The sequence below is a fragment of the Aridibaculum aurantiacum genome, from assembly GCF_017355875.1.
Lineage (GTDB): Bacteria > Bacteroidota > Bacteroidia > Chitinophagales > Chitinophagaceae > Segetibacter > Segetibacter aurantiacus.
In genome coordinates this window covers 375,690-388,552 of sequence record NZ_JAFEWC010000003.1, presented here as the reverse complement: position 1 = coordinate 388,552, position 12,863 = coordinate 375,690, and the positions used below count along the sequence as shown (strand labels likewise).

12 protein-coding genes are annotated in these 12,863 nt (G+C 43.8%); 5 read left to right on the top strand and 7 right to left on the bottom strand.

Going from position 1 to position 12,863, the window contains the following annotated elements; genetic code table 11:
• Positions 1-57 precede the first annotated feature (57 nt).
• A complete protein-coding gene (locus J4N22_RS15275) occupies positions 58-2,118 on the bottom strand; it encodes a ComEA family DNA-binding protein (RefSeq protein WP_207495984.1) in 2,061 nt (686 codons plus the stop codon).
• Positions 2,115-2,942, bottom strand: a complete 828-nt coding sequence (locus J4N22_RS15270) for a PorV/PorQ family protein (RefSeq protein ID WP_207495983.1) — start codon at positions 2,940-2,942, stop codon at positions 2,115-2,117. Before J4N22_RS15270 ends, J4N22_RS15275 begins: the two co-directional genes overlap by 4 nt.
• Positions 2,943-3,058: 116 nt before the next feature.
• Between J4N22_RS15270 and folD the strand changes: the two genes are divergently transcribed.
• The 5 genes from folD (at position 3,059) to dprA (ending at position 8,510) form a co-directional block, all read left to right on the top strand.
• A complete protein-coding gene (folD, locus tag J4N22_RS15265) occupies positions 3,059-3,937 on the top strand; it encodes a bifunctional methylenetetrahydrofolate dehydrogenase/methenyltetrahydrofolate cyclohydrolase FolD (protein WP_207495982.1) in 879 nt (292 codons plus the stop codon).
• 3 nt (positions 3,938-3,940) lie between these two features.
• On the top strand, positions 3,941-4,186 hold the full coding sequence (locus J4N22_RS15260; protein ID WP_207495980.1) for a hypothetical protein: 246 nt from the start codon (positions 3,941-3,943) through the stop codon (positions 4,184-4,186).
• Between the two features lie 169 nt (positions 4,187-4,355).
• Complete coding sequence (locus J4N22_RS15255) at positions 4,356-4,976, top strand: 7-carboxy-7-deazaguanine synthase QueE (protein WP_242692253.1); 621 nt, start codon at positions 4,356-4,358, stop codon at positions 4,974-4,976.
• 297 nt (positions 4,977-5,273) lie between these two features.
• Positions 5,274-7,187: an OmpA family protein gene (locus tag J4N22_RS15250; RefSeq protein WP_207495979.1), complete on the top strand. Its 1,914-nt coding sequence runs from the start codon at positions 5,274-5,276 to the stop codon at positions 7,185-7,187.
• A 210-nt stretch (positions 7,188-7,397) separates the two neighbouring features.
• The gene (dprA, locus tag J4N22_RS15245) at positions 7,398-8,510 is read left to right on the top strand and encodes a DNA-processing protein DprA (protein WP_242692252.1); all 1,113 of its coding nucleotides are present in this window, start codon (positions 7,398-7,400) and stop codon (positions 8,508-8,510) included.
• A gap of 91 nt (positions 8,511-8,601) precedes the next feature.
• Here dprA and hemL read toward each other — a convergent pair whose 3' ends face one another.
• The 5 genes from hemL to hemF form a co-directional block, all read right to left on the bottom strand.
• Positions 8,602-9,888 (bottom strand): glutamate-1-semialdehyde 2,1-aminomutase, encoded by a 1,287-nt coding sequence (gene hemL / locus J4N22_RS15240; protein ID WP_207495977.1) that lies wholly within the window; start codon positions 9,886-9,888, stop codon positions 8,602-8,604.
• Positions 9,885-10,277 (bottom strand): four helix bundle protein, encoded by a 393-nt coding sequence (locus J4N22_RS15235; protein ID WP_255551779.1) that lies wholly within the window; start codon positions 10,275-10,277, stop codon positions 9,885-9,887. The genes hemL and J4N22_RS15235 overlap by 4 nt, the downstream gene beginning before the upstream one ends.
• Before the next feature lie 131 nt (positions 10,278-10,408).
• Positions 10,409-11,380, bottom strand: a complete 972-nt coding sequence (gene hemB / locus J4N22_RS15230) for a porphobilinogen synthase (RefSeq protein ID WP_207495976.1) — start codon at positions 11,378-11,380, stop codon at positions 10,409-10,411.
• A 4-nt stretch (positions 11,381-11,384) separates the two neighbouring features.
• Positions 11,385-11,783: a four helix bundle protein gene (locus J4N22_RS15225; protein WP_207495975.1), complete on the bottom strand. Its 399-nt coding sequence runs from the start codon at positions 11,781-11,783 to the stop codon at positions 11,385-11,387.
• A 55-nt stretch (positions 11,784-11,838) separates the two neighbouring features.
• On the bottom strand, positions 11,839-12,807 hold the full coding sequence (hemF, locus tag J4N22_RS15220) for an oxygen-dependent coproporphyrinogen oxidase (protein ID WP_207495974.1): 969 nt from the start codon (positions 12,805-12,807) through the stop codon (positions 11,839-11,841).
• Positions 12,808-12,863 lie beyond the last annotated feature (56 nt).

Sequence of the window (12,863 nt, the reverse complement as noted above, 5' to 3'; positions counted from 1 at the left end):
CAAATGGCAACAAGCTTCTGCTGCTTGATCTGAACAAGAAGATGTAATAAAGAAAAATCAGAAGTTGTACATAGCCTGAATCTTCACTTCCGAGCGGCGGTTACCGTCTATGCGATCCAATCCGCTGCCAATCGTATTCTGGTTAGAATAGATGGTCTGTGCCCAGCGAAACCACATGGTTAACTTCTTAGAGACATCATAATTTAGGTTTACATAATAGCGCATTCCCTTGCCAATAAATTGAGGTATTGAAAAGCTGTACAGCACATCATTTTCAAAAGCGTAGATCCTGCTATCGTACCCTTCTGTTTCAAAATATTGCAGGCGTGTAGTAATAGAAACAGGCTTGCCAAAAGGCCGATAGGCAACATCAAAATAAGTAAGGAATCCTTGTTGCCTTCTTTCTTCCACCTGTTGATCAAACCACATCAACTCTACACGATTGCGAAGAGTAACATCGCGGGAAGGTTTGTAAGCTATCTGTGTCCGCCAGTTTTGCCTTGGACGCGTTACTGTCTCCCGGGTAGGAAGGTTAAGACCTGATAGATTGATCGCTTTGTTTTCATTGCGATAGCGCGTATATACTTCTACCTGCTTGTTAGGCCTGTAAGTAACCTGGAACATATATTCAGAACCCGTAGAAGGCGCATCTACACGATAACGCAACCAGGGAAAGCTGAAAACATCAGCATACGCATCTACACGAAGCCAATAGTAAGGTTTAACACTCAAGCCTGCATACAATCCTTTTTCATTATTAGGATAGGTGCTTTCTGTAAATGCATTGCCATAAACAGCCTGGTAAGATTTCTCAATATTGCGGTAAACCAACGATGCATCTACACGCTGATCCAGGTTTACCATCATACCCGCCAGAAGAGCTTTCGAATTGTTTTTATCCATAGCAGCTTCGCCAAACAAGTGCATGTTGCGGTAGGTATAGCTGTAGTCAACACTATAGTTCAACCAGTCTTTACCGGTTATGGCAAATTGGTTGTAAGGCTGAAGGTTGCGCTGGAGCGGCGTAGAAAAGCGGTAGCCAACTCCATTAACCCCTAAATGAAAACCAGTAGAATTATAAGATATATTTCCACCCACCGTAGTTTGGGTAAATGAGTTGCGCTTTCCTACTTCATTGGGTGTGCGATGCAGACCATTATTTAAAATAGAAGAAATGAAATCTTCATTGGTAGTTGACGTATCAGAATTAAGTGTACCATCCATTTCTTTTACAGAGCCAAATGCGGTCACATTTAGTTTGTTGCTTCCTACCGTTACACCCACACCCCTATGAAAATTAAATTCACCGGCAGAATTGTAAGGGCGAAGTATATCCGCCTGCCGTTTTACTGCCATTACCTCTGCACTTTTTCTAAATGCAAGGCTCTGCCAATGGATCAAGCCCTGGCCCATATTTACCGTAAAATCACCTAACGCCAGCAGCCGTACCGGCCCTAGTTTACGTGCAAAAAGATGGAATGAATAAAAGTCGAAACCATATCGCTGGCTTCCGTTGAAAAATTGTTCACCTGCATCTTTATCGCCTACAATACCGTACTGCAGCAAGTTTCTATACGTATACTTATACCTAAAAAATAATCGCTGCGGGCTGCCTGGATAACGGTTCAAAACAGTATCTGGTCGTTTAAAACCTTCACTTCTTTCTAAAACCTGTTGCATACGCATCAACAGTGAGTGGTTGCCGTTAGCAAAACGTTCTCCTATATCTATACCAAAAGGCACTACTGTACCTACTGTTATAAATGGAAGGATACGCAAAATGGTTTCTACATCCCACGCCGGCACCGCCTGCAATTCGTATATGCTAACCAGGTTTCCCAGCAGCTGGCGATACCTTATCAGGTTGATGATCTGCAGATCCGTCAGCAGCTTTAATTCACGCAATTCATTTTGCTCTGCCGAATTTATATTAAGCTTATTCCTTCTAAACTGCACCAGCGATTGCAGGTAAGTATCATCTTCGGATTCACCTTCCTGCAAGTCTGCAAGGTTTTCCAGTTGTTGTTCGGTATTGCTACCAACGGTCACCGGGTTTTCGTCCTGCGAAAAAACGGTTAGCGAGAAAAAACAACATGCTATCAGTAATAACTTTCTCACTGTTGTTCTAGTTTCTTGAAGTTGATCAATAGCAATACACCTGGCGTAAAACCTAACTGCGGATGATAGGCAGTATTCACATCAACCCGTAAAGTTCCTAACCGGATACCTGCACCAACAAAGCTGTTATTGTTATGCGTTGAAATACCTGCACGAATAAAAATATTTGGCTGCACATTGTAATGCAATCCTGCATTCACACTGACAGGCATATCTTCCTGCTTCACTATTTCTGTACTTACCAGCACCCGGTCCGAAACTTCGTATCCTAAACCCACACGGTACATAGATCCCAAACGGCTATTGCCTTCCGTTCCTATTTTACTACTCAATGGATTATATACATGTACGCCCGTATGAAGCCTGTCTGTTAGATGAAACATAGTACCTACTTCAAAATTGATTGCGGTTGCGTTCCCATAACCCGCTATCCGCACCATGTGGTAATTGAACTTGGCGCCAATATCTACAGCCTTAGCAATTTTTCGTGCGTATGCCAATCCAACCTGGCTCTCGTTGAAATCGCTGAAACCAAAGTAATCACCCTGAACTGCAAAAGTGCCTGCATTGGTAGTGGGCAAGGCCACCACAGCTGAATATTGATTTAGCTCCTGCATCAAAAAACGACGTTCGCCGTATACACCAAAACCTCCTGATTTAAGCTGAGCCAGGGCCGCAGTATTGGATGTAATGGAAAAAGGATCGACGAAATTGTAGCTGTATGCACCAAGCCCGGCATACTTTACCGATAGCGGTTGCCGTACCATTTGTGCATGTGCTGATCCAACAATAAATACAGCCAGGACTAGTAGAAGTTGTTTCAAGCAGTCAGATTTATTAACGAAAAATACCACATCACTTCAAGCAATCAAAAATTAATTTTTCAAGAACAGCTATTGATAAGCCTTAACGAGCCAAACAACACAATACCTTTGCGGCCATGTTACTACTCGATGGCAAAGCTGCTTCTAAAGCTGTAAAAACAACACTTCAACAACAGACACAGCAACTTATAAGTGATGGCAAACGGCCGCCACACCTGGCAGCAGTTCTTATTGGTAATAATGGAGCCAGTGAAACGTATGTAGCAAGTAAGGTGAAAACATGCGAAGAAATCGGGTTCCACTCTACCCTGCTGCGTTTGGATGAAAGTATTACGGAAGCTGAATTATTAGAAAAGATAGACCAACTGAACAACGATGATTCTATAGATGGCATCCTCGTACAGCTACCACTGCCTAAGCAGATCAGCGAGTCAAAAGTGATCAATTCCATTAGCCCGGAAAAAGATGTAGATGGCTTTCACCCGGTAAGCGTGGGCAGGCTGGTGCAAGGGCTGGAAACTTTCATCCCAGCTACTCCTTATGGTATGATGCTTATGCTGGAACACTATAAAATTGAAACAAAAGGTAAACATGCCGTAGTTATAGGTCGGAGTAACATAGTAGGCAGACCTATGAGTGTGCTGCTAAGCAGCAACCTGCTTTACGGCAACTGCACAGTTACCATTACACATTCTCATACACCCAATCTTGCCGAAATAACAAGAAGTGCCGACATCATTGTAGCCGCTTTGGGAAGACCAGGATTTGTAAAAGCAGATATGGTGAAAGAAGGCGCGGTTATTTTAGATGTAGGAATAACAAGGGTTCCAGATCCAAATACTGCTAAAGGTTATCGCATACAGGGTGATGTAGATTTTGAAGCTGTATCTCAGAAAGCTTCGGCCATCACACCAGTTCCTGGTGGCGTAGGCCCCATGACCATAGCAGGATTGATGAAGAACACACTGGACGCATATACAAGAAGAAAAGGATAAACTATGGCTCAACGAGAAGTTACCGGCACCGACAACACCAAGTGGACATGTGTACAAGCTTTCTCAGGAAGTGGAAATGAAGAACTTGCTGAAAAGGCTAAAGAAAGAAATGGCACCGGAAAAGTAGACGTCGTATGTACTCCATCTGGCGGTGCACAGTCGGTACGGCTTCAGTTAGAGGATGATTGGGAACAACTGAGTGATGAAGTTTTGGTGAAACAAATAGAAGCTGGTTTAAGTCAAAAGTAAAAAAGCAAAAAGTAAAAGTTCCTTATAGCTGCTCTACCTCCTGTTTGAGTTTCCTTGGTGGTAGGTTTAGATTTCTAAAACCAAGCCTGCTAGATCATGCTCCATATCCGAATTCTTAAAAAAAGCTAATGCTATTGGCTTTCCCCCTGCCTCCACTACCTTTGCCGCTATGGCTTTGCAGGTAAAAGAGATGGTGACGCTTCCTGTGATGGAGGCATTTTATACAATACAAGGTGAAGGTTTTCACCAGGGGCGCGCTGCGTATTTCATTCGCCTCGGTGGCTGCAACGTTGGTTGCTTTTGGTGCGATGTAAAAGAAAGCTGGGATGCAGACAAACATCCCAAACTGGTAGTTGATGATATTGTACAACAAGCCGCTGCACAACCGGGTCGCTTGGCTGTTATAACAGGAGGTGAACCGCTGATGCACAACCTGGATGCACTTACTGATGAACTACATGCCGAAGGTTTTGAAACCAATATTGAAACTTCTGGCTCTTACCCGCTATCAGGTTCCTGGAACTGGATCTGTGTTTCCCCTAAAAAATTTCGTGCTCCACTGCCAGAGGTGCTCGCACACGCTAACGAGCTAAAGGTGATCATCTACAACAAAAATGATTTTGCCTGGGCCGAAACACATGCAGCCATGGTAAGTCCTGGTTGTAAGCTTTACCTGCAGCCTGAGTGGGACCGCAGCATGATCATGACCCCGCAGATCGTCGACTACATCAAACAACATCCACAATGGGAACTAAGCCTGCAGGTGCATAAGTATATTAACGTGCCGTAAGGGGATTGGGGATATGGGGATTTTGAGATTTGGAGATTTTGAGATTTGGTTTCTTGTTTATGATTTCTTGTTTCTGATTTCTGGTTCTTTGGCCCCTGCATAAATAACTTTAATTCTCATTACCTAAATGTTCTTCCCATCGATCTAGTATCATATATCAAGCATCAGCACTGATAAGGCCTAAATCCTCAGGACTAAAGTCTAACACCTCACGTCTAACACCTCCTCCCCCACGCTTCTGTTTTTAACAAGCCTATTCCTGATATTTCACGACCTTGAGCCCTATTCTTTTTTTCTATGAAATATTTGTTGGTACTACTATTAGCTTCTTTTTCTTTAGGAGCTTTTGCACAAGCCTATGACAGCGACAAAGTAAATAAACGAGCCATTGACGCCTACGAAAGAGCCATGCTCCGAATTCGTGATGGTGAACTAACGCAGGCGATCCCACTTTTTAAACGTGCTATTGATCTTGATAAAAATTATGCTGACGCCTATCTTTCGCTGGCTGGTGTATACGCCGAACTGAAGGATTATGCAATGTCTATTGAATACTACGACAAAGCACGCCAGGTAGACCCTATCTATTTCCAGTTTTACAATCTTTCGTACTCCATCAACCTTGCAGGCCTCGGTCGCTTCCAGGAAGCATTGGATGCCATCAATTCTTTTTTATCCATTCCAAAGTTGAGTGATCGCAGCCGTCTTAGTGGCGAGCATCGCAAACGCACCTACGAATTTGCAGTGCAGTACGCGCAGAAACATCCTGCAGGCACTTATGTTTTTGCTCCTAAAAATCTTGGAGACAATGTAAACTCGCCAACAGCAGAATATTACCCGTCTATCACCATCAACGATAGCCTGCTGGTGTTTACGCGCCGTGGCCAAGGCTTCAGGGAAGACTTTTTCCAATCCACCATACTTCCTGATCGCACTTACGACAGGGCAAAACCTATTGGAGGAGTCATCAACGAGCAGCCATCTAAAGGCGCTATCAACATTTCGCAAGATGGCGAATGGCTGCTATTTGCCGGGTACAACTTCCCGGGCGGCTATGGCGATTTTGACCTCTACATTTCCTACTATACGCCCGAAGGATGGAGCCTGCCTGAGAACCTTGGCAGAAATGTGAACAGCGAATTCTGGGAAAGCGCTCCTAGTTTAAGTCCTGATAAAAAAGCTTTGTATTTCAGCAGTACCCGCCCCGGCGGATATGGTGATGCCGATCTTTATGTTAGTTACCGCCAGCCAAATGGCCGCTGGGGACCAGCACAGAATATGGGACCAAACATCAATACAAAAGGTAAAGAACAGGCACCTTTCATTCATGCTGATAATGCTACTTTATACTTCACCAGCAATGGTCTTCCCGGCTATGGTGAAAACGATTTGTTCTTAACGCGCAAAGGCCCTAACAATGAGTGGAGCATTCCTGAAAACCTGGGCTACCCGATCAACACGATCGAGAATGAAGGCAGCCTGTTTGTTTCTGCCGATGGAAAAACTGCTATCTACTCCAGCGACCGCAGCGATACCCGTGGCGCATTAGATCTATATTCTTTCGAACTGCGTCCTAATGTTCGTCCAGCCAAAACGCTATATGTGCAAGGCAAGGTGTACGATATTAAAACTGGTAAAGGCTTGCCAAGTGGTATTGAACTGGTGGACAACAGCACACAACAAACCGTGAGCACAATCCAGACAGATGAGACCGGCCACTACTTCATCACATTGCCTGTAGGCAAGGATTATACTTTCACCGTGAATCGCAAAGGCTACTTATTCTTCAGCGAGCTGTACCCGCTTTCAGGCAATCCTCCTGACAGCACTTACCGCAAAGACATTCCGTTACAGCCGGTGGAACTGAATGCATCGGTCGTACTAAAGAATATTCTTTTTGAGACGAATTCTGCTAAGCTCGAACCGATCAGCATGATCGAAATCAACAAGCTGTTGCAGCTGATGAACGAGAACCCAACGCTGAAGGTGCAGATCAATGGTTACACCGACAACGTAGGTAAGCCTGCTGATAACTTGAAGCTTTCTGAAGCGCGTGCTAAGTCTGTGGTAGATTACCTTGTTAGTAAAGGCATAGATGCCAAGCGTCTTTCGTACAAAGGTTTTGGCGAGACCAAGCCAGTTGCCGATAATACAACTGAAGCAGGACGAGCCAGGAACAGGCGCACTGAGTTCGTGATCATTGGGCAGTAAATGCTTTAGAAGAGTTTACAGTACTCCAGCAGATACACTTGATGCATTGCATAAAAAAGATGATGTAACCAGCAGTTGAACCTTCTTCAACTGTGGTTGCGTCGCACACTTGTACCGCACCAGGTTATTGAGCACTTCACCTTCAGTAGCAAGATTAGTAGTGCATTCAAATTTTAAAATCAAAGACTTTCAGTATTTTAAAGGCAGCTGATGCTGCCTTTTTTTATGCACAACGACCTGCTTTACCAGATTGCTCTTACCATGGTGCCAAATGTGGGTGCTGTGCAGGCTAAGATCCTGGTGGAAGAATTTGGCGATGCAAATAGCATCTTTAAAGCAAAGCAGAAACACCTTGAAACTATTGAAGGAATTGGTGAAGTACGGGCTACTTCCATCAAATCGTTTGATGATTTTACCGCTGCTGAACATGAGATAGAATTCCTCCACAAGCATCATATACAACCACTTTTCCTGCAGGATGTAGATTATCCAAAGCGCCTGCTCAACTGCTACGACTCACCAACGCTGTTATATTACCGCGGCAATGCTGATCTTAATACATCACGTGTGGTAAGCATCATTGGTACACGAAACAATACTGAATATGGAAAGCAGCTTACTGAGCAACTGGTAGAAAAACTGCAGCCATACAATGTACTGGTGGTAAGCGGACTTGCCTATGGCATTGATGCTTTATCGCATAAAGCAGCAGTAGCTTGCAACCTGCCAACAGTCGGGGTGCTTGCTCATGGTCTTGATAAGATATACCCTCCGCAGCATAAACCACTGGCAAAACAAATGCTGCTGAATGGAGGATTACTTACCGAATTTCGAAAAGACACCTTACCTGATAAGCACAACTTTCCCAGAAGAAACCGTATAGTAGCCGGAATGGCAGATGCTGTGGTAGTAGTGGAAACTGCTAGTCGCGGTGGCAGCATGATCACTGCAGAGCTCGCCAACGGCTACAACAAAGACGTATTTGCTTTTCCTGGCAGAACTACAGACAGTAAGAGTGCAGGATGCAACGAGCTGATCCGCCAGAACAAGGCGATACTGCTAAACGATGCGGATGAAATGATAGAACTTCTGGGATGGAAAGAGAAGAAAGTGAAGCCACGGAGACAAGCGCAACTATTTGTAGATCTAAGCGAGGACGAACAAAAACTTCTGGATATTCTCCAGCACAAAGAGCAGATGCATATTGATGAAGTGTACATCGCCAGCGGACTAAACAGTAGCAGTGTGGCCGCCGCTATGCTTAACCTCGAATTTCAGAACATGGTGATCTCGCTGCCAGGGAAGATGTATAGGTTGGCGTAAAGAATAAGCTTTATACTACTGTAGTCTCTAAGACTACAGTAGTATAAAAAGAAACAACGATAGTCTTAGAGACTACCGTTGTTTAGACATTTTAATCTATCTCCTGCAGGCTTTCCTTAGCAGCTCTAATTGTTTCATCCAGGTCCTGTTGTGTAAGCGCGTTATTCAGGAACCATGCTTCAAAAGCTGATGGTGGCAAGTAGATGCCGCGCTTCAGCATAGCATGGAAGAACTGGTTGAAGCGTGCATTGTTGGCTGATGAAGCAGTAGCAAAATCAGTAACAGCATGGTCGCTAAAATGCACACTGATCATCGAGCCTAGTTGGTTGATAATATAAGGCTGTCCCCATGCTTGCAGCACTTCGTTCAAGCCAATCTTTAAGTAGTTGCACTTCTCATCCAATTCTGCGTAAATAGAAGGATTATCCTTCAAAGTCTTTAGTGTTGTATATCCGGCAATCATTGCAATCGGATTACCACTTAGCGTTCCTGCCTGGTACACACTACCCAGCGGCGCGATCTTCTCCATGATGTCTCTTCTTCCACCAAATGCGCCCACTGGCATACCGCCTCCTATCACTTTACCATAGGTAACAAGATCTGCTTTTATTCCCAACTTCTCTTGTGCACCGCCGGGAGCAAGACGAAAGCCTGTCATCACTTCATCCATGATGAAGACGATGCCTTCTGCATCGCACAGTGCACGTACACCTTCTAAGAAACCAGCCTCAGGAAGTATACAGCCCATGTTCCCTGCAACAGGCTCCATGATGATGGCAGCTACTTCTCCTTTGTTTTCCGCAACAAGTTGCTGTACCTGCTCAAGATTATTATATGCAGCAACCAAAGTATCAGCAGAAACACCGGCTGTTATACCGGGTACAGTTTGAATATTGAAAGTAGCCACACCACTTCCAGCTTTCACGAGGAAGCTATCAGCATGGCCATGGTAGTGACCTTCAAACTTGATCACCTTATTTCTACCGGTATATCCACGTGCAAGACGAAGCGCACTCATGCAGGCTTCTGTACCGCTGCTCACCATGCGTATCATATCCACGTTAGGCACCATGCTTAGTATCAGCTCGGCCATCTCTATCTCCAGTTCAGTAGGCGCGCCGTACGAAGTAGAATATTCAGCATATTCTTGTATCGCCTTCACCACCGGCTCATAAGCATGACCGAGTATCATTGGACCCCATGACGCGATGTAGTCGATGTACCTGTTATCATCTGCATCATACAGGTAAGCGCCTTGGGCTTTTTTGATAAATAATGGTGTACCACCTACGCTCTTAAATGCACGTACAGGTGAATTAACACCGCCGGGTATAGAGCGCTGAGCTCGTTCGAATAGTTGGATGCTGTTGTTAATCATTGTTGTGAATTGTCAATTGTCAATGGTGAATTAGTACAACTTTTTATTAAGCCGGTTAAGGTCTTAAAAGTTTTGATCATAGCATCACCGATTGACGTCGTGTATATTTTTTCTAAATATCCTAATGCTTTAGCAGCGTCTAATGCTGCATCTATTTCTATAAGAGATCCTCTCGCAATCTCGTAAAATCTTTTCCTTTCAGCCACCGTTCTTCTAGAAGCACCTTCGGCAATGTTCAAATGAACCGACAGTGCAGCCCTTCGCATTTGACTGATCATACCGAATCGCTCATCAGGCGGAAGTTGTTTAGTGACCTGGTAAACCAGAATAACTAGATGTTTCGAGAACTCGTAAAGATGAAGTTTCTGGTGATTTAGTTGAAGAAACAGATTGTTCGTTATTAGCTATACCTTCAAGATAACCTACCTGACTCTAACCTGCAACAGCTAACAACGTTTCACATGGCAACCTTAGCCACCATTTATAAATGTCACAGTCACCATTGACTATTCACCATTCACTAAAAAAGCTTCGCCGCGTCCTTAGCAAAATAGGTCGCTATCAAATCAGCACCTGCTCTTTTAAAAGAGGTAAGCGTTTCTAAGATGGCTCTTTCTTCATTGATCCAACCCATCTTGGCTGCTGCTTTTATCATCGCATATTCTCCGCTGATATTGTAAACGCTTACAGGTACATCTACTGCATTCTTTACTTCACGCAATATGTCCAGGTAAGGAAGACCCGGCTTAACCATCACTATGTCTGCACCTTCTTCTACGTCCATCAATGCTTCTTTGATTGCCTCTGTTCTGTTTGCAGGATCCATCTGGTATGTCTTCTTATCACCAAAGCCGGGCGCACTATCGAGAGCATCTCTGAAAGGACCATAAAAACAAGAAGCATATTTAGCACTGTATGCCATGATACCTGTTTTAGTGAAACCAGCTTTTTCAAACCCCTCACGTATGGCGCCAATGCGGCCATCCATCATATCGCTGGGTGCTACCATATCAGCACCCGCCTGCGCATGACTGATACTCATCTTTACCAATGCCTTTACCGTAGGATCATTTACTATCTCACCATTTTCCACTATCCCATCATGACCATAAGAAGAATAAGGATCAAGCGCAACATCCGTCATCACGTACATCTCCGGCACTGCATCTTTGATGGCTTTGATGCTGCGTTGCATTAATCCATCAGGGTTCCACGCTTCTTTACCCGTATTGTCCTTCAGTTCATCCCTACACTTAATGAACAACAGCACGCATTTAATACCAATACTCCACAATTCCTTCACCTCTTTTACAGTGTTATCAATGCTATTGCGATAGTAGCTCGGCATTGAAGCGATCTCCGTCTTTACATTCTCTCCTTCATCAATGAACAGCGGAGCAATAAAATCATTGGGTGTAACTATAGTTTCAGCAACCATTGCACGAATGGCAGGTGTTGCACGCAGTATACGGTTTCGTCTTTGTAAATACATCTCGTTATTTCTGATTTTGAGATTTAGTGATTTTGGGCTCTTTTTCAACCCTATTCTTTTTGGCAGTCAAATCCGTTGCGTTGAAGATCTTTACAAGCTCAGTAGCTTCATTAATAAGATTATCAACATCGCTATCAACAGGTACAAGCACAGCTTCTTTCGAAACCTGCAACCAATAAAGAGACTCATCCGCCTCTTCCAGCACTACTTCAATTTTATAAATAAAATCAGCACTTGATTTTCCTCTACAAGCTGCCCTATAGTTTGCTCCAACCGATCCGGCAGAACGAATAAGTTGTTTCGCTGTTTCAAATCCTGCAGCATTTTTCGGAAACAGGCTACAAAGTTTAGTCACATCTACATTAAACTTTTTTGTTCTAGCCTGCAATTCATATTTAGTCATTATATGAGTTTAGCCAGAATATACTGTCAAATCTCAAAATCTCTAAATATCGAAATCAACAAATATTTGTGCCTCTCTCCCAATCCAGCCTTTCTTCATCACTCACCGGCTGCGGTATCCATTGTCTTGGATGTAAACATACCTGCAGCAGTTTATCTTCTTCACTGTTAGGTTCTGGTTGGTAATTATATTCAAATCGAACTGTAGGTGGCAGGCTCATCAATATGCTTTCTGTTCTGCCGTTTGTTTTTAGTCCGAAGATGGTGCCCCTGTCGTGTACAAGATTGAACTCCACATAGCGACCTCTTCTTATCTCTTGCCAATGCTTATTAGCTTCTGTGAAAGGTGTTGATTTTCTCTTCTCCACTATCGGCACATAAGCATCCATAAAAGCATAGCCACACTCTTTGGCAAAGTTCATCCAGAAGTTGACATCCATGCCTGCATCAGGACGCTGGTGATCGTAGAAAATACCACCTATACCACGGCGTTCATTGTTGCGGTGGTAGTTTACAAAGTAGTCATCACACTCCAATTTAAAAGAGTAATAGAACTTTGAGTGAAACTTGTCGCAGGCATTTTTATATGCCTGGTGAAAGTGTATGGCATCTTCTTCAAAAAGATAATAAGGGGTAAGATCAGTACCCCCACCAAACCAACGGTCAATCACTTCACCTGTTTCATTGTACAACTCAAACATGCGGTAGTTGGCATGCACTGTAGGAACAAATGGATTGAATGGATGAATGACTAAGCTCAGTCCACAAGCAAACCATGAATGCCCGTTAATCTTGAGTTGTTTCCGCATTACATCCGTCACCTCACCAAAAACAATAGAAGTATTCACGCCTCCTTTTTCAAACACATCACCATTTGCTATCACGCGTGTTTTACCACCACCACCTTCTGCACGCTCCCATTTATCCTCTACGAACTTTGCCTTACCATCTGCCTGCTCCAATGCGGTACAGATGTCGTCCTGCAGTTGGTGGATGAATGAGATCCATTCTTCTTTAAATGACATAATGCAAAATGTAAAATGCAAAATGTAAAAGAGCAGCCCCTTTTACATTTTGCATT

Coding starts and splice junctions, on each gene's coding strand:
- folD (WP_207495982.1), top strand. CDS start 3,059: ATGTTACTACTCGATGGCAAAGCTGCTTCTAAAGCTGTAAAAACAACA.
- J4N22_RS15260 (WP_207495980.1), top strand. CDS start 3,941: ATGGCTCAACGAGAAGTTACCGGCACCGACAACACCAAGTGGACATGT.
- J4N22_RS15255 (WP_242692253.1), top strand. CDS start 4,356: ATGGCTTTGCAGGTAAAAGAGATGGTGACGCTTCCTGTGATGGAGGCA.
- J4N22_RS15250 (WP_207495979.1), top strand. CDS start 5,274: ATGAAATATTTGTTGGTACTACTATTAGCTTCTTTTTCTTTAGGAGCT.
- dprA (WP_242692252.1), top strand. CDS start 7,398: ATGCTGCCTTTTTTTATGCACAACGACCTGCTTTACCAGATTGCTCTT.
- hemL (WP_207495977.1), bottom strand. CDS start 9,888: ATGATTAACAACAGCATCCAACTATTCGAACGAGCTCAGCGCTCTATA.
- hemB (WP_207495976.1), bottom strand. CDS start 11,380: ATGTATTTACAAAGACGAAACCGTATACTGCGTGCAACACCTGCCATT.
- J4N22_RS15225 (WP_207495975.1), bottom strand. CDS start 11,783: ATGACTAAATATGAATTGCAGGCTAGAACAAAAAAGTTTAATGTAGAT.
- hemF (WP_207495974.1), bottom strand. CDS start 12,807: ATGTCATTTAAAGAAGAATGGATCTCATTCATCCACCAACTGCAGGAC.